Below are 21,131 nucleotides of genomic sequence, written 5' to 3'. Positions count from 1 at the left end.
GCCGCTCGCATCCCAAGGTAGGGCCAACCCCCGCACCAACCCACCGGCGCACCGCATTCACCCCACCCCCACCCCCGACGAGACTCACAACGGTGACCGCAAACCTCCGCACAGGCAGCGATTTCGCCCGTCTGTCCCGCCGCGTCAGCGAAGCGGGCCTACTCGACCGCCGTCCCGGCTACTACGCCTTCCGCATCGGCCTGGTCGCCACCCTCTTCGTCTCCGGCTGGATCGCCTTCTTCGCGATCGGGGATTCCTGGTGGCAGCTGGGGATCGCCGTCTTCCAGGCGGTGATGTTCGGCCAGATCGCGTTGCTGTCGCACGATCTCGCGCACCGGCAGGTGTTCCGCACCCGTCGTCCGAGCGAGATCGCCGGCCGGATCGCGGGGAACCTCGGCGTCGGCATGAGTTACGGCTGGTGGATGGACAAGCACACCCGTCACCACGCGAACCCGAACCACGAGGACCTCGACCCCGACGTCGATCCGGACATCCTCGTGTGGTCGAAGGACCAGGCGCGGGCCAGCAAGGGCCTCCCCCGGTTCATCGGCCGTTACCAGGCGTTCCTGTTCTTCCCGTTGCTCACCCTCGAAGGCCTGAACCTGCACTTCTCCGGTATCCGCTCGGTCGCGAAGCCGGGTCTCCGGCGGCGCGGGCTCGAAGCGGCCTTGCTGCTGGCACATTTCGCGCTTTACTTCAGCGCGCTGCTCGTGGTCCTCTCCCCCGGCAAGGCGCTCGTCTTCTTCATCGTCCACAAAGCACTGTGGGGCGTCTACATGGGATCGATCTTCGCACCCAACCACAAGGGGATGCCGATCCTGTCCGGCGACACCGAACTCGACTTCCTCCGCAAGCAGGTGCTCACGTCGCGCAACGTCCGCGGCGGCAGGATCGTCGACGTCGCGCTCGGCGGGCTCAACTACCAGATCGAGCACCACTTGTTCCCGAGCATGCCATCGCCGCATCTTCGCCGCGCCCGGCCCATCGTTCAAGGATACTGCGCGGAGATCGGCGTCCCGTACCACGAGACCGGGCTCATCGAGTCGTACTCGCTCGCGTTGCGCAGTCTGCACGAAGCCGGTGAGCCGATCAGAGCCAATCGTCGGGACGCGGCCAGGGCATGAGCGCGGCGAGCGCGTCCGTCACCGGCTCGGTCACCGTGTACCGCCCGCGATGGAACAGCAGCGGCCGAGCGTCGGACGGTCCCCCGAGCGCGGTGACCCTGCCGACGACGACGTAATGGTCACCCGCCTCGTGCACCGCTTCGAGCGTGCAGTCGATCCACGTCAGAGCCCCTGCCAGCAAAGGGGATCCGGACGGGGCGGGGGTCCAGTCGACCGACGCGAACTTGTCCGCGCCCCGCGCGCCGAACACCGCGCTGACCTCTTGCTGGTCCTCGGCGAGCACGTTGACGGCGAACCGGCCGGACTCGGCGAGCACCGCCCAGGTCCGGGAAGTCTTGGCAGGGCAGAAAAGCACCAGCGGCGGATCGAGGGAAAGCGCCGCGAACGACTGGCACGCGAAGCCCACCGGCGCCGTGCCGTCGTGTCCGGTCACCACCGCGACGCCGGTGCAGAAGTGCCCGAGCACCGTGCGGAACCGCGCCGGATCGATCTCCGCGCCGAGGTCCGTCACCGGGGTCACGACTGCCCTGATACTCGACGTGCGCCGACTGAAAAGTCGTGTCCCCACAAGGAAACCGCCGTACTCTCTCGGGCGATCCAGCTCTCGTCGTCCACTTGACGCCCCTCGCAGCCGTATTCGACGTCGAAGCCGCCGGGGGTCTTCATGTAGAACGAGAGCATCAGATCGTTGACGTGCCGCCCCAGGGTGGCCGACATCGGCACCTTCCGGCGGATGGCCCGGTCGAGGCAGAGGCCGACGTCGTCGGTGTTCTCCACTTCGACCATGAGGTGCACGATGCCGCTGGGTGTCGGCATCGGGAGGAACGCGAGACTGTGGTGACGCGGGTTGCAGCCGAAGAACCGCAGCCACGCCGGAGCGCCGTCGGCGGGCCTGCCGACCATCTGCGGCGGCAGTTTCATCGAGTCCCGCAGCCGGAACCCGAGTACGTCACGGTAGAACCGCAGAGAAGCGTCATCGTCGTGTGTGGACAGTACGACGTGTCCGAGTCCTTGCTCACCGGTCACGAACTTGTGCCCATAAGGACTGACGACGCGCCGGTGCTGCAGCGCGACGCCGTGGAACACCTCGAGCGTGTTACCCGACGGGTCCTCAAAGGACACTAAGCCGTCGACCCGGCGATCGGCCAGCTGATCCGGCGTGCCTTCCTTGTACGGCAACGAGTGCGCGTCGAGCGAAGCCCGGATCTCGTCGAGTTCGCCGGCGTTGGCGACCTCCCAGCCGGCCACGGCGAGCCGGTCGTGCTCACCGGGGAAGATCACGAGCCGCGCCGGGAAATCGTCCATGCGCAGGTAGAGCGCTTCCGGATTGGTGCCGGAGCCCTCGACCATGCCGAGGACCTTCAGCCCGTATTCACGCCACGCGGCCATGTCGGTGGCTTCGATGCGGAGGTAGGCGAGCGAACGGATACCCATCAGGAGGCTCCCAGGAAGTCGAGTGCCAGCCGGTTGAACTCGTCGAACTTCTCCAGCTGCGCCCAGTGGCCGCAGCCGCCGAACACGTGCAGCTGGGCACGCGGGATCGTCTTGAGCGCGAGCAGGGCGCCGTCGAGCGGGTTGACGCGGTCTTCCCTGCCCCAGATGAGCAGCACACGCTGACGCAGTCGATGCGCCTCACGCCACAGCATGCCCTCTTCGTAGGTGTCGGGCTGGGCGAACGACTTGCCCATCGCCTTCATCGCCGCCAGGGACTCCGGCGCGCTCGCTGCGGCGAATCGCTCGTCGATCAGCTCGTCGGTGATCAGCGACTGGTCGTGCACCATGATCCGCAGGAAGGCTTCGAGTTTCTCGCGGCTCGGGCCCGGCGGGGCGCTGAACCGGCCGAGGTTCTTGATGCCCTCGGTGGGATCGGGCGCGAACAGGTTCACGCTCAGGCCGCCCGGTCCCATCAGGACGAGACGGCCGGCGCGTTTCGGATGGTTGAGCGCGAGCCGCACGGAAGTCCCGCCGCCGAGCGAGTTCCCGACGAAATGCGCCCGCTCGATGCCGAGTTCGTCCATGAGCGCGACCACGGCGTCCGCGCTGTGGCGGAAGTACTGCGGATGCTCGGTCGGCTTGTCCGACCGGCCGAACCCGGGCTGGTCGATCGCCAGCGTCCGGTAGTTCTTGCCGAACACCGGCAGGTTACGGCCGAAGTTGCTCCACGCCGACGCGCCGGGGCCGCCGCCGTGCAGCAGGATCGCCGTCTCCTGGTGCTCCGCGCCCGCCTCGTGGTAGTGCAGCTTGAGTCCACCTTGGACGGTGACGTACTTGCCTTCGGTCATCAGACCATCGCATTCTCGACGGGCAGCCCGAAGGCGCCGGTTCCGAACATGACGTAGGCGCGCTCGGCGTCGTTCGCCGCGTGCACCCGGCCGGCGTGGGCATCGCGCCAGAACCGCTGGATCGGGGTTCCGGCCCGCAAGGCGCGGCCACCGGAGTTCTCGAAAAGCCTGTCGATCGCGAAGATCGCGCGCTCGGTACCGCGGACCTGATCGCGGCGGACCCGCAACCGCGTGGGGAACGGCAGCTTCTCCCCCTTGCACGCCAGCTGGTACAGCTCGTCGATGTTGTGCGTCAGCTGGAGCCAGGCCGCGTCGATCTCGCTCGCCGCCTCGGCGATCCGCACCTTGGCGAACGGGTCCTCTTTGGACTGTTCTCCCGCGTACGCCGCGCGGACCCGCTTGCCCTGGTACTCGACGTGCGCATCGTACGCGCCTTGCGCCATCCCGATGATCGGCGCGGTGATCGTGCTCGGATGCACCGAACCATAAGGAAGTTTGTACAGGGGCCCGGGGTTGATCTCCTGCCCGGGCGTCTTGCACTTCGACGTCGCGATGAAGCTCAGCGCGCGATGCTTCGGCACGAAGACATCGTTCACGATGATGTCGTTGGACCCGGTGCCGCGCAGGCCCACGGTGTCCCAGACGTCTTCGATCGTGTAGTCGGAGATCGGCACCAGGTAGGTGCAGAAGTCGACCGGTTTGCCGTCCTTGAACACCGGGCCGCCCAGCAGCACCCAGGTCGCGTGGTCGCAGCCGGAGGAGAAGCTCCAGCGCCCGCTGAGCCGGTACCCGCCGTCGACGACGTCCGCCTTGCCCATCGGCGCGTACGACGAAGAGATCCGGACGTCGCTGTCGTCACCCCAGACGTCCTGCTGCGCCTGCGCCTCGAACAGGCCGAGGTGCCACGGGTGGACGCCGAGGATGGAGGCGACCCAGCCGGTGGAGCCGCACGCGCTCGCGACGAGTTTGACGGCGGTGTAGAAGCTCACCGGGTCGGCCTCGAGGCCACCGAACGTCTTCGGCTGCAGCAGTTTGAAGAACCCGGTCTCCTGCAGGGCTTTGACGGACTCCTCGGGAACGCGCCTGGCGTCCTCCGCCTCCTGCGCCCGCTCCCGCAGGACCGGCAGCAGCTCCCGGATCCCCGCGATCACGTCCTGCGCGGCGTGCTCGCTCATATGCGTTCCCTCTCTCGCCGTACTCGGTGAACCGGGTCCAAGACTAGAACACGTTCTCGTTTTTGTCGACCGATCCCCGGTCGAGCGCACTGTGCAGTCCGGCACGCCGCCCGGAAAACACGCAGTCGGCCAGCGACAGACCACTCACGTAGGACTTAGAACAGATTCCCACCGCGGTGCGGCCGGCCGCGTACAGCCCGCGAATCGGGGCGCCGGCGGCGGAGCGAACCGCCCCGGTCTCCTCGTCGACGACCAGGCCACCCAGCGTCAGCATCGGGCACGGATAGCCCAGGTTCGGCTTGATCGACACATCGATCAGCGAGTACGGCCCCTGATCCAGCGGCCGCGCGAACTCCGCGGGTTTACCCGTCGGATCCGCGCCGGACCTCGCCGCCTCGACACTGGCGGCCAGCCCGCCGGGATCGACGCCGGCCTTGCGCGCGACCTCGTCGAGCGAACCGGCGACGACGCGCCGGCGCAGCAGGTACCGCACCTGAAGTCCTTGGAACCATTGACTTTGCCCGCGCGCGTCCCGCCGGACCTCCCGGATGATGGCGTCGTCGACCAGGAGCCAGCCACGCCCTTCGTGTCCGGCGATCATGCGTTCGCCGACGGCCGCGCCGTACCGGGACTCGTCGATGATCCGGCCGCCCGTCTCGTCCACGAGCAGGCCGCCGAGGAACGCCGACGGCGGGGTGATGAACCGCCAGGCGGAGATCCGCCCGAGCTCCGCGGTGGCCCCGCCCGCCTCGACCCCCATCCGGATGCCGGATCCGTCGTCGGCCGACGTCCCGAGTGCCAGTCCACCGCGATACGCGGGCGCGTGCTCGCGCACCATCTCGCGGTTCGCGATGAACCCGCCCGCCGCGAGAACGACCCCACGCGAGGCGGAAATCCTCAGCTCACGGCCGTAGCGACGCTCGATGCGCTCCGCTCGCCGGTGCAGCGACTTCCGCAGCGAGGGCACGTAGATCCCCGGTTTGGCGGCATACGCCGACAGCCTCCGGTGCGCGGCCCGCACGCGAGCGGGAGCGTCCCGCAAAGACGAGACGACGACACCGGTCACGGTCCCGTCCTCGTCGATGATGAGGTTCCGCGCGGCGGTCTGCGGCAGCACCTGGATCCCGCGGCTCCGGACCGCCTCCATGAGCCGTTTCATCAGCAGTTTTCCCGAAGTGCCCGGCCCCTTGACGCGATGTCCGCGCGGCGCGGGCTTGGCGGCGTCACGGAAACCGCCCGCCGCCTCGCTGCCCGAGTAGTACAGATAGTGCTCGTCGCTCGGGTACGACGTCTTGTACGGGCACAGACTGCCCTCGAAAGGCACGCCGTTGCCTTCCAGCCAGGAGATCATCTCCGTGCTGCCCGCACAGAAACGCCGCAGGGTCTCCTCCGAGACGACGTCGCCGGCCTCGAGCCGCAGGTAGTCGTACATCGCGTCGACGCTGTCGTCGACGCCCGCGTCCCGCTGCTGCGCCGTCCCGCCCCCGGCGTAGACGACACCACCACTGACCGCGCTCGCGCCACCGCCGGAGAACCGGTCCAGCACGAGCACCCGGGCACCGGCGTCGGCGGCCTCGATCGCCGCACAGGCGCCGGCCGCACCGAAACCCACGATCACCACATCCGCGACGAGGGAGTCCATGCCCCCACCCTAGAACTAGAACACGTTCTCGTCTATGGTGACTGGAGCAGCGCGGATGCTGCTACATGCTTCCTACAACGTGTTTCAGGTGAGGGGCGTATGGAGTACGACGTGATCGTGGTCGGCAGTGGTGCCGCCGGGATGACCGCCGCACTGTCCGCAGCCCACCGGGGACTCGAGGTCCTGGTCGTGGAGAAGGCCGCCCACTTCGGCGGTTCGACGGCGCGCTCCGGCGGCGGCGTCTGGATTCCCGGCAACCACGCGCTGCGGGCGGCCGGGATCGAGGAGCCCCCGGAACGGGCGCGCGAATACCTCGAAGCGATCGTCGGTGACGTGGTCCCCGCCGAACTCCGGTCGGCCTTCCTCGACCGCGGCCCCGAGGTCCTGTCCTTCGTCTGCGACAAGACACCGTTGCGCTTCCGCTGGGTCCGCGGCTACTCGGACTACCACCCGGAAGCCCCCGGCGGGCGGGCCGGCGGACGGTCGGTCGAACCGGCCGCGCTCGACGGCAACCTGCTCGGACCGGAGCTGGCGAACCTGGAGCCGCCGTACAGCGCGCCCCCGCTCGGCGCCCCGATCACCCAGGCGGACTATCGGTGGCTGAGCCTGCTCGCCCGGCATCCGCGCGGCATCCTCCGCGTGCTGAGTCTCGGCGGCCGCTGGCTGACCGGCCGGATCCGGCGGCAGCGGCTTCTTTCCATGGGGCAAGCGCTTGCGGCCGGTCTGCGTGAAGGTCTGCGCCGGGCGGATGTCCCCGTCTGGCTGAACACGCCTCTGGTGGATCTGGAGAGCGAAGGCGACCGGGTGACCGGCGTCGTCGTGCGCCATGAGGGCGAGGACAAGCCGATCCGCGCGCGGCTCGGCGTCGTCCTCGGCGCCGGCGGGTTCGAGCGCAACGAAGAGATGCGGGTCAAGTACCAGCGGGCGCCCATCGGTACGGAGTGGACCGTCGGCGCCGAGGCCAACACCGGCGACGCCATCGACGCCGGGCTCAAACTCGGCGCGGCCGTCGACCTGATGGACGACGCGTGGTGGGGCCCGTCCATCCCGCTGACCGGTGGCCCGTGGTTCGCGCTCGCCGAACGGTCGCGGCCGGGCTGCCTCATGGTCAACGCGCGAGGCGAACGCTTCGTCAACGAGTCGGCGCCGTACGTCGAGGCCGTGCACGCGATGTACGGCGAGGGTGACGGGCCCGGCGCGAACATCCCGACCTGGCTGGTGTTCGACCAGCGCAACCGCAACCGGTACATGTTCACCGGCCTCGGCCCTCGCCAGCCCCTGCCCGGCCGCTGGTTCAAAGCGGGCATCGCGGTCAAAGCGAGCACGATCGCGAAACTCGCCGAGCGGATCGAGGTCCCGGCCGACGCGCTGGAGGCCACCGTGCGGCGGTTCAACGGCTTCGCCGGAAGCGGCGTGGACGAGGACTTCCACCGCGGGCGCAGCGCGTACGACCACTACTACGGCGACCCGCGGAACAAACCCAACCCGAGTCTGGGCCCGCTGGACGTCGCGCCGTACTACGCGGTGAAGATCGTGCCCGGCGACCTGGGTACCAAGGGCGGCTTGAGGATCGACCCGCACGCGCGTGTCCTGCGCGAAGACGGGTCGGTGATCGACGGACTTTACGCGGCGGGCAACACGAGCGCGGCGGTGATGGGCCGCACCTACGCCGGCCCAGGCGCGACGATCGGCCCGGCGATGGTGTTCGGCTACCTTGCGGCCGAGCATCTCGCGCAGCAAGATCACACCAAAGCGGGAGGCAGCCGATGACGACGGAATCCGTACGGCAGATCGACGCGGGCGCGCCCCCTTCGCGGTTCGCGCGCGGCTGGCACTGTCTCGGCCTGGCCGAGCCGTTCCGCGACGGGAAGCCGCACGCCATCACGGCGTTCGGGACGAAACTGGTGGTCTTCGCCGATTCGTCCGGCAAGCTGAACGTGCTCGACGGGTACTGCCGCCATATGGGCGGCGACCTCACCCAGGGCGAGGTCAAGGGTGACGAGATCGCCTGCCCGTTCCACGACTGGCGCTGGAACGGCAACGGCAAATGCGTCTCGATCCCCTACGCCAAACGGGTTCCGCTGCGGGCACGGACGAAGTCGTGGAGCGTGCTGGAGGAGAACAAACAGCTGTTCGTCTGGCACGACCCGGAGGGCAACCCGCCGCCCGAGGACGTCGTCATCCCGCGGATCGAGGGCGTGTTCACCGGCGGGTGGAGCAACTGGACCTGGGACTCGGTGCTCATCGAGGGCTCCAACTGCCGCGAGATCATCGACAACATGGTCGACATGGCGCACTTCTTCTACATCCACTACGCCTTCCCGACCTACTTCAAGAACGTGTTCGAGGGCCACATCGCCACGCAGTACCTGAACACGAAGGGCCGCCCGGACAAGGGAATGGCGTCGAACTACGGCGGCGAAGAGAACCTGCTGCGGTCGGAGGCGTCGTATTTCGGGCCGTCGTACATGATCAACAAGCTGCTCAACACGTACCAGGGTTTCGAGATCGAGAACGTGCTGATCAACTGCCACTACCCGGTCACCGAGAACTCGTTCGTGCTGCAGTGGGGCGTGAGCGTGAAGAAGTTCGAGGGCGTCTCGGACGAGCACGCGGACAAGATCGCCGCGAAGTTCGCCAAGGGCATCGGCGTCGGCTTCCTGCAGGACGTGGAGATCTGGCGCAACAAGACCCGCATCGACAACCCGTTGCTGTGCGAGGAGGACGGGCCGGTCTACCAGCTGCGCCGCTGGTACGACCAGTTCTATGTGGACGCGGCCGACGTCACCGAGGACATGACGCGCCGGTTCGAGTTCGAAGTGGACACCAGCCGCGCCAACGAGGTCTGGGCGGCGGAGGTGGCCGAGAACCTGGCGCGGCAGCAGGCGGAAGAGGCCGGGGTGTGAAGCCCGAGACCGTCGAGTTCCTCACCGCCGGGCTTCAGCCGCTGAGCTGCCGCTCGTGCGGGACCCGCGTGCTGGTCAAGAAGAACAGCGTGCAGCACACCAGCATCCAGTGGACGACCGACGCTTCCCGCAGCTGCCCGGTGTTCGCCGAGCAGAAGGCTTCCGGGGCGCAGACGGCGTTGCTCGACACCTGCGGCAATCTCAGCGAGAGCATCGAAGCCGCGTTGAAGGACGGCCTGCTGGAGGTGCCCGAATGAGCGGTCCCGTCACCGTGACCGTGGCCGAGGTGATCACCGAGACGGCCGACGCGCGGTCGATCGTGTTCGAGATCCCGGCCGAGCACGCTTCGGCTTTCGCATACGCCCCAGGGCAGTTCCTCACTCTGCGCGTGCCGAGCGACCGGACCGGGTCGGTGGCCCGCTGCTACTCGCTCTCCAGCGCGCCGCATGAGAACCGGGTGCAGGTCACCGTCAAGCGCACCGCCGACGGCTATGGGTCGAACTGGCTTTGCGACAACCTCCAGGCCGGGCAGGAGGTGCAGGTCCTGCCGCCGGCCGGAGTGTTCAGCCCCGCGTCGCTCGATGAGGACTTCCTGCTGCTCGCGGGCGGCAGCGGTATCACGCCGGTGATGTCGATCCTCAAGTCCGCGCTGGAGCACGGCACCGGCAAGGTGGTGCTGCTGTACGCCAATCGCGACGAGCGTTCGGTGATCTTCGCGCGGGAGCTGGCGGACCTCGCCGCCCGGTACCAGGACCGGCTGGTCGTCGTGCACTGGCTGGAGAGCCTGCAAGGACTTCCGACCGAGGCACACCTGCGCGCCTTGGTGGCGCCGTACACCGCGCACGAGGCGTTCATCTGCGGGCCTGGCCCGTTCATGGACGCCGCGCGCACGGTGCTCAAGGACCTCGGGTTGCCGCGCAAGCGGATCCACCTGGAGCGGTTCCTTTCCCTGGGCGGGAATCCGTTCGAAGTGGCCGAGCCGGTCGCCGTCGAAGAGGCCGAGACCCCGGCGTCGGTCGAGGTCACCCTCGACGGGGAAACGAAGAAGCTCACCTGGCCCCGCCGGACGAAACTGCTGGACCTGTTGCTGGAAAAGGGCTTCGACGCGCCGTACTCGTGCCGCGAGGGCCAGTGCAGCGCGTGCGCCTGCCGAGTCACCTCCGGTGAGGTGAAGATGCTGAACAACGAGGTCCTCGACGGCGACGACATCGCCGAAGGCATCGTTCTGGCGTGCCAGTCCCTGCCGCTGACCGACGACGTCACCGTCACCTACGAGTAGGAGTTCCGAACATGCGTGCTTGGAGCCGGATCTCGCGTGCTTGGAGCCGGATCACGCAGTTCCGCCCCCAAGCACGCGAGTTCCGCCCCCAAGCACGCGTGTTCGGTCTCCAAGCACGCACAAACCACAGCATCTGAGGAGTCTCCGTGCCCATCGATCCCTCGGTCGCGATCGGCGCCGACCTCGGCGAGGTGACCTTCGCCTGGACCGCGTCGGACGTGCAGCTCTACCACCTGGCGCTCGGTGCGGGCGCGGATCCGGCGAGCCCGCGCGAGCTGCGCTACACCTACGAGGACGGCCTCCAGGTGCTGCCGACGTTCGCCACCGTGGCGGCGAACCTGCGCGTGTTCGAGCCGCCCGCGGTCTCGTTCCCCGGTGTCGAGGTCGACCTCGGGAAAGTGTTGCACGGCAAGCAGGAGGTGATCGCGCACCGGCCGATCCCGGTCTCGGGGAAGGCCGTGGCGCGCACGCGGATCGTCGACGTCTTCGACAAGGGCAAGGCGGCCGTGATCGTGAACGAGACGGTCGCCACCGACTCGGACGGCACTCCACTGTGGACTTTGCGGTCGAGCATCTTCGCCCGTGGCGAAGGAGGTTTCGGCGGCGAGCGCGGCCCGTCCGACCGCGTCGAGCTGCCGTCGCGGGATCCGGACGCGGTCATCGACACGCCGACGTTGCCGCAGCAGGCGCTGCTCTACCGGCTCTGCGGGGACCGCAACCCCCTGCACGCCGATCCCGCGTTCGCCGCGGCGGCCGGGTTCGACAAGCCGATCCTGCACGGCCTGTGCACCTACGGCGTCATCGCGAAGGCCGTCACCGACGAATTCCTCGACGGCGACACCGCCCGCGTCGCGTCGTTCTCGGCCAAGTTCGCCGGCGTCGTCTTCCCGGGCGAACCGCTGCGGACCCGGGTCTGGCGCGAGCCCGCCGGGCTGCTGATCACCACCACGGCACCGGACCGGGACGAGGCTCCCGTCCTTTCCGACACTTTCTTGACCACGACAGACTGAATCATCGTTCCCGCAGGTAGCGGCTCTGGCTAGACTCGGGCAGGTGCGCCCCTTGATCTCGGACCCGTATGCCGAACTCGGCCGGGACTACGCGCGATCGAGACGCCCGGATCCCCGCATCGCCGCCGCCGTCACCGCCGCTCTCGGCGACGCGCGCTCGGTGGTCAACGTCGGGGCCGGAGCCGGTTCCTACGAGCCGGAAGACCGCGACGTGGTGGCCGTCGAGCCGTCGCGGCGGATGATCGCGCAGCGTGCGTCCACCGCGGCCCCGGCCGTGCAGGCGTGCGCGGAAGGGCTGCCCTTCCCCGACAGTGCCTTCGATGCCGCCCTGGCGGTGCTGACCGTGCACCACTGGACGGACGTGACCGCCGGGCTGGCCGAGCTGCGACGCGTGTCCCGCCGCCAGGTGATCGTGACCTGGGATCAGGCGGTGTTCGCGCGGTTCTGGCTGGTGCGGGACTACCTGCCGGAGATCGCCGAACACGAAAGCAGGCTGGCCTGTCTCGACAGGGTCGTCGAGGAACTGACCGCGGCAGGGCAGACTCCCACGGTGGTTCCGCTGCCGGTGCCGTCGGACTGCGTCGACGGGTTCCTCGGCGCGTATTGGCGCAGGCCCGAGGCCTACCTGTCCGAGCGCGTGCGTGCGGGGATGTCCGGGGTGGCGCTGCTGGACCAGAACGTCGTCGCGACGGCGGTCGAGCGGCTGCGCGCCGATCTCGCGGACGGGCATTGGCACCGGCATCACGTCGGCCTCCTCGGCCGGACGGAACTCGACCTCGGGTACCGGCTCGTCACCACGTGATTCAGCCAGGTGGCGGAGCTGAGATGCCCCAGGCAAAGGGCTATACGCATGAACCCGCTCCGGCCGAAGGCCCCGCGATCGCGGTGGTAGATCGCGGACGCGGGTTCCTCCAGATGATTCAGTACACAGTGGACGCCTCTCGCGACGTGAACGGCGGTCGACCGCGGCTGCGAGGCATGATATTCATGGCTTTCGTGACGGCAGGGGACGGGAGCGGCATGACGGCGGAGTACTTCGTGGTCCGTGGCCAGGTGGAGAAGGGCGATCAGCGGGGCAGGGAACTGGGCTTCCCGACCGCCAACATCGCGCTGCGCGACCAAGACGGCCAAGTCGGCGACGGAGTGTGGGCGGGCTGGGCCGAACGCGCCGACGGCACCCGGATCGCGGCGGCGGTCTCGGTCGGCAGGCGGCCGACCTACTACGGCGCGGACGGCTACCGGCTCGTCGAGGCGCATCTGCTGGACTTCAGCGGCGACCTCTACGGCGAGGTGCTGACCGTCTGGCTGGGCCACCACCTGCGCGAGCAGGAGGCGTACCCGTCGTCGGAGGCGCTGATCGTCGCGCTGAACAAGGACATCACCAACGCCGCGAAGTGGGCCGCGGACAACCCGGCAGAGGGCCTGCCGGACGTGGGCACCGCCGAGGCGGGCGTCGTGCGCCGCGTCCCGGTCTCGTAAGTGGCCTTCGCGACACACCCCAGAGGTCAGACGGCGGCGCCCAGCAGCATGTAGCCCATCCCCAGCCCCATGATCACCCGGCACACCCGCCGCGACATCTGACCGGACTCCTCCGCGCCCCGCGCCGCGAGTACCCCCGCGCGCACGGCGTCCGCCGCGAAATACGCGGCCACGGCACCGAAGATCAGCGAAAGCCACAGTGCCGAAGTGCCACCGGGGCCGGACATCACCAGCCACGGCCCGTGGGTGACCTCGCTGTGCGGCATGAACGTCACCATGAACAGCATCGCGGTGGCGGAGACGGCGTGGTGCCCGCACGAGGCGTGCCCGGACCGCCGCCCCTTCCACCACGAGACGGCGAACCAGCCCGCGGTCAGCGCCAGCACCGCCTGCCAGCCCGCCGCCGGGATCGGGCCACCGACCGGGGACCGCATCGCGACCATGGCGACGACGAGCAGCAGTTCGGCCAGGTCGCCGTTGCGGACCGCCGCGCCCTGCCTGCCGTAGTCCAACCGGACGAGTCTCAGCACGCAGGGCAGGACGAGCGCGGCGAACACCGCGGTCAGGGTCCACGCGACGACGATTGGTCCGGACATGGCACCTCCCGGCCGGTAACCCTTTCACCGTGGCAGGTACCGCTCTAGTACACCATCGGGCATTGAGGTGATGTCAGCCCGCGGTCAGGACCAGTCCGCTCGTGGGGACGCCGGTACCGGCGGTCACCAGCATCCGTGACGCGCCGTCGACCTGGTTGACGGCGTCGCCCCGGAGCTGCCGGACGCCCTCGGCGATCCCGTTCATCCCATGGATGTAGGCCTCCCCCAGCTGCCCGCCGTGCGGGTTGAGCGGGAGTTTCCCGTCGAGTTCCAGGGTTCCGCCGCCGATGAAGTCCTTGGCCTCGCCCTTCCCGCAGAAACCGAGTTCTTCCAGCTGCATCAGGACATAAGGGGTGAAATGGTCGTACAGCACGGCCAGGTCCATGTCGCCGGGCCCCAGCCCGGACTGCTCCCACAGCTGCCGTCCCACGACACCCATTTCGGGCAGCGCCGGGAGATCGTCACGGTAGTAGCTGGTCATCACGTACTGGTCCGGCCCGCTCCCCTGCGCGGCCGCCGCGATCACGGCAGGCCGGTGCGGCAGGTCACGCGCCCGCTCGGCGCTGACGATCACCAGGGCGACCCCGCCGTCGCTCTCCTGGCAGCAGTCCAGCAGGTGCAACGGCTCGGCGACCCAGCGGGAGGCCTGATGATCTTCGAGCGTGATCGGTTTGCCGTAGAACCACGCCTTGGGGTTGGTCGCCGCGCGGGCACGGTCGACGACGGCCACCTTGCCGAAATCCTCGCTGGTCGCGCCGTACTCGTGCATGTACCGCCGGGCGAGCATGGCGACGGTCGCGGCCGGGGTCGCGATCCCCATCGGGTAGTGGAACGCGTTGTCGACGCCGGAGGAGTTCACCTGCCCCGCCGCGGCCGAGGACACCTGCCCGAACCGCATGCCGGACCGTTCGTTGAACGCCCGGTACGCGACGACGACGTCCGCGACCCCGGTCGCGACGGCCATCGCGGCCTGCTGCACGGTCGCGGCCGCGGCCCCGCCGCCGTAATGGATCCGGCTGAAGAACTTGAGTTCGGGGATGCCCAGTTCCCGCGCGACGGCGATCTCGCTGTTGCCGTCCATGGTGAACGACACCAGACCGTCCACATCGGACGGAGTGAGCCCCGCGTCCTTCACCGCGCTCGATACCGCTTCCGCCGCCAGCCGCAGCTCACTGCGCCCGGAATCCTTCGAGAACTCCGTGGCACCGATACCGGCGATGGCCGCCCGACCGGACAGGGTCATCACTCGCCTCCCAGCGTCAGTGCCACGGTGCCCACCACGTGCTCACCGAGACTGTCCACACCGGACACCGAGACCACCACGTCGTCGCCGTCCCGTTCGGTGACCCGTCCGGTGAAGGTCAGCGTGTCGTAGGCGTAACAGGGCACGCCGAGCCGGATCTTGATCGACCGCACGAACGCCTCCGGCCCCGCCCAGTCGGTGACGAACCGCTGCACCAGGCCGGTGTCGGTGAGGATGTTGAGGAAGATGTCCTTGGACCCGCGTTGCACGGCGGCGTCGCGGTCGTGGTGGACGTCCTGGAAGTCCCGGGTCGCCAGCGCGGTGCTCACCACGAACGTCGGGGTGGCTTCGATCGTCAGCGGCGGCAGCTCGGTGCCGACCGAACAGTCCTTCATCGCGCGACCCTCCAAGCCGGCAGCGTCAGTTCCTCATCGATCTTCACGAAAGCCGCCTCCACCGGGAGTCCGATGTGGATGGTTTCGGGATCGGTGTCGAGCAGCTCACCCATCACCCGGACGCCTTCCTCCAGTTCGACGAGCGCGACCACGAACGGCAGATCCTTGCCGGGGACCTTAGGATGGTGGTGCACCACGTAGCTGTAGACCGTGCCCCGGCCGGACGCGACGACGTAATCCGGCTTCGCGCCGAGGTCGCCGTCCGGCGGCATCGGACCGGGCGGATGACGCAGGGTCTCGCCCCATCGCTGGATCCGCAGTTCCCCGTCACGCAGTCCTGCCCAGAAGAACTCGGTGTCCTTGCTGATCACCGGTCGCAGTACCGGGGCGGCCGCCTTGGCGGGCTCGGCTCCCGGCGGGCGGAACTTCAGCACCCGGAACACCATGTCCGCGACGGCTTCGTCGCCGACGTACCAGGTGGTCTTCGTCGTCACGAACCAGCCTTCGCCCAGCGCGGTGCGTTTCGGCCCGACGACACTCTCGAGTTTCGCGGTCGCTTCGACCCGTTCGCCGTGCCGGAGGTAGCGGAAGTAGTTCTGCTCGGAGTTCGTCGCGACGACCGAGGTGAACCCGGCTTCGTCGAGCACCTCCATCATCGCGCCGAGCGGATCGTCCGACGCCCTCGTCCAGTGCAGCCCGCCCATCGTCCATACCTGCGCCATCGCGGGCGGCGCGACGAGTCCCTTGTGGACACTCTTGGTGGCGAACTCTTCGTCCACGTACACCGGATTGCGGTCGCCGATGGCTTCGACCCAGTTGTTCACCATCGCCTGGTTGACCGCGTCGCGCGCGGCCCTCGGCGCGGATTCCCCGCGTGCGGCGATACGTTCGGCGGCCTCCTGGATGCTCATCGCGGCACCCTCGGCAGTCCGAGCCCGGCGGTGGCGATCAGCTCGCGCTGGATCTCGTTGACGCCGCCGCCGAAGGTCAGCACCAGATTGCGTTTGGCCACCACGTCCAGCCACAGCGCCAGTTCCGCGGTTTCGGCGTCGGCCTGGTCGCCGTGTCGCGCCACGATCTCCTCCAGTCTCCTGGCCAGCCGCTGGATGCGTTCGGAACCGAAGATCTTGGTGGCCGACGCGTCGGCCACCGCCACCGGCCCGGTCGCCGACGACGCCGCGACCTGCCAGTTCAGCAGTTCGTTGACCCGGGCGGTCGCCAGGGTTTCCGCGAGCACCTCCCGGACGTCGGGCAGCTCGAGCAACGGCGTGCCGTCCGGCGCTTTCCTGGACGCCGCCCACTCGCGGACGCGGTCGTGGAGACCGCCGATCCGCCCGGCGGGGCCGAGCATGACGCGTTCGTGGTTCAGCTGGGTGGTGATCAGCCGCCAGCCCTCGTTCTCCTTGCCCACCAACATGTTCGCGGGCACCCGGACGTCCGAGTAGTAGGTGGCGTTCACGTGGTGCGCGCCGTCGCAGGTGATGATCGGCGTCCACGAATAGCCCGGATCGCGGGTGTCCATGATGAGGATCGAGATCCCCTTGTGTTTCGGCGCGTCCGGCGCGGTCCGCACGGCGAGCCAGATGTAGTCGGCGTCGTGCCCGCCGGTGGTGAAGATCTTCTGGCCGTTCACGACGTACTCGTCCCCCTCGCGCACCGCTGTCGTGCGCAGCGCGGCGAGGTCCGTTCCCGCGTCGGGCTCGGTGTAACCGATGGCGAAATGCACCTCGCCGGCGAGAATCTTGGGCAGGAACAGGGATTTCTGCTCCTCGGTGCCGAACGCCTGCAGCGTGGGCCCGACGGTCTGCAAGGTCACCGACGGCAGCTGGACGTCGGCGCGGGCCGCCTCGTCGACGAAGATGTGCTGCTCGATCTCGCCGAAACCCCGGCCGCCGTACTGTTCGGGCCAGCCGACGCCGAGCCAGCCGTCGCGGCCCATCCGCCGCACGATCTCGCGGTACACCGGGCCGTGCCGCTCCCGCAGCATCGCGCGCCGCTCGTCGGCGCTCACGAGCCCGGCGAAGTACTTCCGCAGTTCGGAGCGCAACTCGTGTTGCGCCGCGGTCAGTTCGATCAGCATCGGTTCACCCCGCCATCAGTTCGCCCAGACCGGCCAGCCGATACGAGGCGCCGCCGAGCGTTCGTCCCAGATCCTTGACCGCCGACGAGAACCGGTGCAGCGGATACGTTTCGTCCACGCCGATCCCGCCGTGCAGGTGATGGCAGACGGCCAGCGCCGCGGGCGCCTCGTCCGCCAGCCAGTACGCCGCGATGTCGAGCTCCGCCTCGGCGTCGAGCCCCGCCGCGAGCCGCCAGACCGCCGACCGCGCGGCAAGCTGGACCGTCCGCGAGGCGACGTAGACGTCCGCGATCTGTTGCGCCACAGCCTGGAACGCCGCCAGCGGACGCCCGAACTGCTCCCGTTCGCCGACGTGTTTCGTGGTCAGCGCGAGCGCGCCGGCGAGCAGCCCGTCGCCGAACGCCACGGCCCCCGCGAGCGCGAACCGGTGCAGCGTCGCGATCGACTCGCCGGGGCCGTGCCCGTTGAGGAGATCGGCGTCGGTGACGGTCACCGAATCGAGCGTCATCGTGTAATCCGGTGTGCCGGAAGAGGTTCTCGTCGGGGTCAGCGTCACGCCGTCCGCGCGGGGATCGACCAGGAAGACGCCGGTGCCGCCGGGCAACGAGGCGGGCGTCAGGATCCGGGTCGCCTCCGCCGCGAAGGGCACGCCGATCTTGACGCCGCTCAGGCGCCAGTCGCCTGCCGACTCCGCGACGGTCGCGGGCCGGGTGGTGAACGGCGCGGAAGGCTCGTGCAGGGCGGCGGTGAGCACGGCTTCGCCCGCGGCGACCGGCGGGAGCAGCGCCGAGCGCTGGTCCGGGCCACCGAGCGCGGCGACCGGCAGGACTCCGAACGCCAGCGACGCCAGCGCGGGCGTCGGCGAGGCGACGCGCCCGAGTTCGGTCAGCACCAAGGCGACCTCGGCGACGCCGAGGCCGTCACCGCCGAGTTCGGCGGGCAGCGCCAGCGCGAGCAGACCGGCGTCGGCGAGCGCGCGCCACGTGTCCGCGGGCTCGCGCTCCTTGCCGAGGACACGCGCGGCCAGCGCGGTGACCTCGGTCTGCGTCTCGTCGAACTGGAAGTCCACACTGGCTCCTCACCGGGGCGAACGGGCACAATATTGAAACCTGTTCTAGTCTTAACCGGAAGGAGGCGTGACGGCAAGGGGTGAGGATCTAGGAGGTGGCTTTGAGCAGTTCCGCGAGCGCGTCGGTGAAATGGTCGGCGAGCGGCCACAGGTCGCCGGTGAGTTCGCGCGCGCCGAGCAGGCCGACGTCGACCCTGCCCGCGTTGGACAGCACGGTGACGTTGAGCCCGGCGCCGTGGAACACCGGGCCGAGCGGGTAGAGCCCGGTGATCCGGCACCCCAGCAGGTACAGCGGCATCGGCGGCCCCGGCACGTTGGAGACCACCAGGTTGTGCACCACCGGATGCCGTTCGGCCAGGCGCAGCGCGGAATACGCGCGCACCGCGAGGCCGAACATGGTCGCCGCCGAGAACTGCGCCCAGTCCTGGAGCATGTCCGCGTCGATGTCGTGGTGGTGGTCCTTGGACAGCCGGTTGGATTCCGCGAGCATGAACAGCCGCGCGGCGGGGTCGTCGAGATGGGTCGGCAGCGACGCGAAGAACGCCGAGACCTTGTTGCTGCCGTGCTCGCGTTCGGTCCGGCCGTGCACCGACACCGGCACGGTCGCCACCAGCGGATCCTCCGGCAGCTCGCCCCGATCTCGCAGGAACTGCCGCAGCGCGCCGGCGACCACGGCGAGGACGACGTCGTTGACGGTCACCCCGAAGGCGTTCTTGATTCGTTTGACGTCGTCGAGATCGAGAGAGGAATAGGCGACACTGCGATGCGCGGTGATCGTCCCGTTGAACGACGTGCGCGGCGCCGTGAACGGGACTGGCATTCCCTTGCCCTGCAACGCTTTACCCAGCCATCTCGGCACGAGTTCGAGCAGGTCGGGGAGCAGTTTCACCAGCTCGGCCGGGCGTTTCGCGAACGACGTCAGCCCCGCGCCGAACAGCGCGCGTCTGCCGGGAACGCCCCCGTTGCGGCGTTCGTCCCGTGCGATCTCCGGCGGCGGGGCGTCCGGGTCGAGCCCGGCGAGAGAGGTGATCAGGCTGGCGCCGCCGACCCCGTCGACACTGGCGTGATGCATCTTCAACAGGACCGCGATCCCGCCGTCAGCCAGGCCTTCGATGACGTACAACTGCCAGAGCGGCTGTGCGCGGTCCAGTCGTTGTCCCGCGATGTGGGCGCAGAGTCCGGCCAGTTCCCGCCGGTCACCGGGCGCGGGTACGCCGATCCGGTGAACGTGGGCTTCGAGGTCGAAGTCCTCGTCCTCGACCCAGACCGGATGCGTCAGATTCCAGAGTGGATTGTGCAGCTTGCGCCGGAACGCCGGGATCAGCTCGACCCGTTCGGCCAGTTTCTCCTTGAAGCGCTCGAAATCGTAGCCGCCGGGCATGGTCGAACCGTCCAAGGTGAGCAGCCCGCACACGTGCAGTACCTGGGCCGGTGTCTCCAGGTAGAGAAAACTCGCGTCCAGACCACTCAATCTCTGCATAAGAATCACCTTAAGTGAACTTTGCAACAGGTTCTAGGCGGCCACCCGGCGGTAGGATCGGTGCCCATGCAGCCGAGTTTCGTCGTCCGTCAGGCGCTCCAGCTCGCGCTCACCGCGAACGCGCTGAAGCCGCCGAGAGGTGCACGTACAGCGATTCCGGCGTTCTTCGCGGGCTGGCTCACCGGGGAACTCGCTCCGCATCTGCTCGCGCTCACCGCCGCCGACGCGGCGGCGCATGTCGCCCGGCACCGGGGCGGGTCGAGCAAGACCGGGCTCGCCCTCGCGGCGGCGTCGGCGGCCGGGCTCGGCACGCTGATCGCCCAGTCCCAGCGGGCGCGCGACGAGATCGAGACAGCGCTCACCGAAGGCATCGGCGAGGCCTACGCCGACGAACTCGAGCACCCGCCGAGCCCGACCGACCTCGCGACACCGTGGGGCCAGCTGGCCATGCCGTTCCGCATGCGAGACCCCGACGTCCGGCGGACCCGCAACGTCGCCTACGCGCCCGGCGGGAAACGGTTCCTGCTCGACGTCTACGCCCCGCGCGAACCGGTCACCGGCGCGCCGATCCTGCTGCAGGTGCACGGGGGCGCCTGGGTGATCGGCAACAAGGACCAGCAGGGTCTGCCGCTGATGCTGCACATGGCCAAACGCGGCTGGATCTGCATCGCGATCAACTACCCGCTCTCCCCCGCCGCCCGCTGGCCCGCGCATATCGTCGCGGCGAAACGCGCGCTGGCCTGGATCCGCGACAACGCCGAGTCCTACGGCGGCGACCCGTCGTTCGTCGCCGTCACCGGCGGTTCCGCGGGCGGGCATCTCGCCGCGCTACTGGCCCTGACCGCGAACGACCCGGCGTTGCAGCCCGGCTTCACCGAAGCCGACACGAGCATCCAGGCGTGCGCCCCGCACTACGGCGTGTACGACTTCGCCGCGACCAGCGGACGACGCTCCAGCCAGGCCCGGCTGAAGACGCTGATCGCCCGGCACGTCTTCGAGGCGGACCGGGATCCGGTGAACTTCCTCGACGACTACATCGCGGCGTCTCCGCTGGACCGGATCACCGAGGACGCGCCGCCGTTCTTCGTCATCCACGGCGTCCACGACTCGTTGGTGCCGGTGGGCGAGGCCCGCGAATTCGTGCGGCGCCTGCGGGACAAGTCCCAGCGTGAGGTCGCGTACGCGGAGATCTCCGGCGCGCAGCACGCCTTCGACGTCTTCCCCTCGATCCGCAGCGCCCACGTCGTGCGCGGGGTGGAACGGTTCCTGGAGTGGAGCTATCGCACGTGGCGGCACCGGTCCAGCGGGTCGTGAGTGGCGTTTCGGGTTCTAACCCGAAACGCCACTCACGACCACCGCGCCCAACGCTCT

General features: G+C 69.1%; 21 protein-coding genes. 9 read left to right on the top strand and 12 right to left on the bottom strand.

Annotation, left to right across the window (positions count from 1 at the left end; genetic code table 11):
• Positions 1–92: 92 nt before the first annotated feature.
• Positions 93–1,124: a fatty acid desaturase family protein gene (locus AC069H_RS22115; protein ID WP_478233653.1), complete on the top strand. Its 1,032-nt coding sequence runs from the start codon at positions 93–95 to the stop codon at positions 1,122–1,124.
• On the opposite strand, the gene hsaB is transcribed toward AC069H_RS22115, so the two are convergent.
• Genes hsaB through AC069H_RS22090 form a run of 5 tightly spaced genes read right to left on the bottom strand, consistent with a single transcriptional unit; the run spans position 1,090 to position 6,223 of the window.
• Positions 1,090–1,644, bottom strand: coding sequence for a 3-hydroxy-9,10-secoandrosta-1,3,5(10)-triene-9,17-dione monooxygenase reductase subunit (gene hsaB, locus AC069H_RS22110; RefSeq protein ID WP_478233652.1), 555 nt, complete (start codon positions 1,642–1,644; stop codon positions 1,090–1,092). The two genes, AC069H_RS22115 and hsaB, sit on opposite strands and share 35 nt — an antisense overlap.
• On the bottom strand, positions 1,641–2,558 hold the full coding sequence (hsaC, locus tag AC069H_RS22105) for an iron-dependent extradiol dioxygenase HsaC (RefSeq protein WP_340685134.1): 918 nt from the start codon (positions 2,556–2,558) through the stop codon (positions 1,641–1,643). Before hsaC ends, hsaB begins: the two co-directional genes overlap by 4 nt.
• Complete coding sequence (gene hsaD / locus AC069H_RS22100; RefSeq protein ID WP_478233651.1) at positions 2,558–3,406, bottom strand: 4,5:9,10-diseco-3-hydroxy-5,9,17-trioxoandrosta-1(10),2-diene-4-oate hydrolase; 849 nt, start codon at positions 3,404–3,406, stop codon at positions 2,558–2,560. The genes hsaC and hsaD overlap by 1 nt, the downstream gene beginning before the upstream one ends.
• On the bottom strand, positions 3,406–4,581 hold the full coding sequence (gene hsaA / locus AC069H_RS22095; RefSeq protein ID WP_478233650.1) for a 3-hydroxy-9,10-secoandrosta-1,3,5(10)-triene-9,17-dione monooxygenase oxygenase subunit: 1,176 nt from the start codon (positions 4,579–4,581) through the stop codon (positions 3,406–3,408). Before hsaA ends, hsaD begins: the two co-directional genes overlap by 1 nt.
• Positions 4,582–4,624: 43 nt before the next feature.
• Positions 4,625–6,223: an FAD-binding protein gene (locus tag AC069H_RS22090; RefSeq protein ID WP_478230580.1), complete on the bottom strand. Its 1,599-nt coding sequence runs from the start codon at positions 6,221–6,223 to the stop codon at positions 4,625–4,627.
• A 99-nt stretch (positions 6,224–6,322) separates the two neighbouring features.
• Between AC069H_RS22090 and kstD the strand changes: the two genes are divergently transcribed.
• From kstD to AC069H_RS22055, 7 genes are all read left to right on the top strand, one after another.
• Positions 6,323–7,993 carry a 3-oxosteroid 1-dehydrogenase gene (gene kstD / locus AC069H_RS22085; RefSeq protein WP_478233649.1) on the top strand — a complete coding sequence of 557 codons (1,671 nt, stop codon included), beginning with the start codon at positions 6,323–6,325 and terminating at the stop codon, positions 7,991–7,993.
• Positions 7,990–9,129 (top strand): 3-ketosteroid-9-alpha-monooxygenase, oxygenase component, encoded by a 1,140-nt coding sequence (locus AC069H_RS22080; RefSeq protein ID WP_478233648.1) that lies wholly within the window; start codon positions 7,990–7,992, stop codon positions 9,127–9,129. Before kstD ends, AC069H_RS22080 begins: the two co-directional genes overlap by 4 nt.
• Positions 9,126–9,386 (top strand): hypothetical protein, encoded by a 261-nt coding sequence (locus tag AC069H_RS22075; RefSeq protein WP_478233647.1) that lies wholly within the window; start codon positions 9,126–9,128, stop codon positions 9,384–9,386. The genes AC069H_RS22080 and AC069H_RS22075 overlap by 4 nt, the downstream gene beginning before the upstream one ends.
• Positions 9,383–10,408: a 2Fe-2S iron-sulfur cluster-binding protein gene (locus AC069H_RS22070; protein ID WP_478233646.1), complete on the top strand. Its 1,026-nt coding sequence runs from the start codon at positions 9,383–9,385 to the stop codon at positions 10,406–10,408. The genes AC069H_RS22075 and AC069H_RS22070 overlap by 4 nt, the downstream gene beginning before the upstream one ends.
• 146 nt (positions 10,409–10,554) lie before the next feature.
• Entirely contained in the window at positions 10,555–11,418 is an 864-nt protein-coding gene (locus tag AC069H_RS22065) for a MaoC/PaaZ C-terminal domain-containing protein (protein WP_478233645.1), read from the top strand.
• Positions 11,419–11,470: 52 nt separating this feature from the next.
• Positions 11,471–12,220, top strand: a complete 750-nt coding sequence (locus AC069H_RS22060) for a class I SAM-dependent methyltransferase (protein ID WP_478233857.1) — start codon at positions 11,471–11,473, stop codon at positions 12,218–12,220.
• A gap of 218 nt (positions 12,221–12,438) precedes the next feature.
• Positions 12,439–12,897, top strand: coding sequence for a riboflavin kinase (locus tag AC069H_RS22055; RefSeq protein WP_478233856.1), 459 nt, complete (start codon positions 12,439–12,441; stop codon positions 12,895–12,897).
• Between the two features lie 26 nt (positions 12,898–12,923).
• Here the strand turns inward: AC069H_RS22055 and AC069H_RS22050 are convergent, their stop codons facing one another.
• From AC069H_RS22050 to AC069H_RS22020, 7 genes are all read right to left on the bottom strand, one after another.
• Entirely contained in the window at positions 12,924–13,493 is a 570-nt protein-coding gene (locus tag AC069H_RS22050; RefSeq protein WP_478233644.1) for a DUF5134 domain-containing protein, read from the bottom strand.
• A gap of 73 nt (positions 13,494–13,566) precedes the next feature.
• Positions 13,567–14,736, bottom strand: coding sequence for a lipid-transfer protein (locus AC069H_RS22045; protein ID WP_478233643.1), 1,170 nt, complete (start codon positions 14,734–14,736; stop codon positions 13,567–13,569).
• On the bottom strand, positions 14,736–15,131 hold the full coding sequence (locus AC069H_RS22040) for a MaoC family dehydratase (protein WP_478230585.1): 396 nt from the start codon (positions 15,129–15,131) through the stop codon (positions 14,736–14,738). The genes AC069H_RS22045 and AC069H_RS22040 overlap by 1 nt, the downstream gene beginning before the upstream one ends.
• Positions 15,128–16,042, bottom strand: a complete 915-nt coding sequence (locus AC069H_RS22035) for a bifunctional MaoC family dehydratase N-terminal/OB-fold nucleic acid binding domain-containing protein (protein WP_478233642.1) — start codon at positions 16,040–16,042, stop codon at positions 15,128–15,130. Before AC069H_RS22035 ends, AC069H_RS22040 begins: the two co-directional genes overlap by 4 nt.
• Positions 16,039–17,211: an acyl-CoA dehydrogenase family protein gene (locus AC069H_RS22030; protein WP_478233641.1), complete on the bottom strand. Its 1,173-nt coding sequence runs from the start codon at positions 17,209–17,211 to the stop codon at positions 16,039–16,041. Before AC069H_RS22030 ends, AC069H_RS22035 begins: the two co-directional genes overlap by 4 nt.
• A gap of 4 nt (positions 17,212–17,215) precedes the next feature.
• A complete protein-coding gene (locus tag AC069H_RS22025; protein ID WP_478233640.1) occupies positions 17,216–18,280 on the bottom strand; it encodes an acyl-CoA dehydrogenase family protein in 1,065 nt (354 codons plus the stop codon).
• 88 nt (positions 18,281–18,368) lie between these two features.
• Positions 18,369–19,760: a WS/DGAT/MGAT family O-acyltransferase gene (locus AC069H_RS22020; RefSeq protein ID WP_478233639.1), complete on the bottom strand. Its 1,392-nt coding sequence runs from the start codon at positions 19,758–19,760 to the stop codon at positions 18,369–18,371.
• A 66-nt stretch (positions 19,761–19,826) separates the two neighbouring features.
• On the opposite strand from AC069H_RS22020, the gene AC069H_RS22015 reads away from it, so the two are divergent.
• On the top strand, positions 19,827–21,074 hold the full coding sequence (locus AC069H_RS22015) for an alpha/beta hydrolase fold domain-containing protein (RefSeq protein WP_478233638.1): 1,248 nt from the start codon (positions 19,827–19,829) through the stop codon (positions 21,072–21,074).
• Positions 21,075–21,131: the final 57 nt, after the last annotated feature.

It is taken from the genome of Amycolatopsis sp. NPDC043887, from assembly GCF_056435665.1.
The sequence above is the reverse complement of the archived record's forward strand: the minus strand, read 5'-3'. Positions and strand labels throughout refer to the sequence as shown.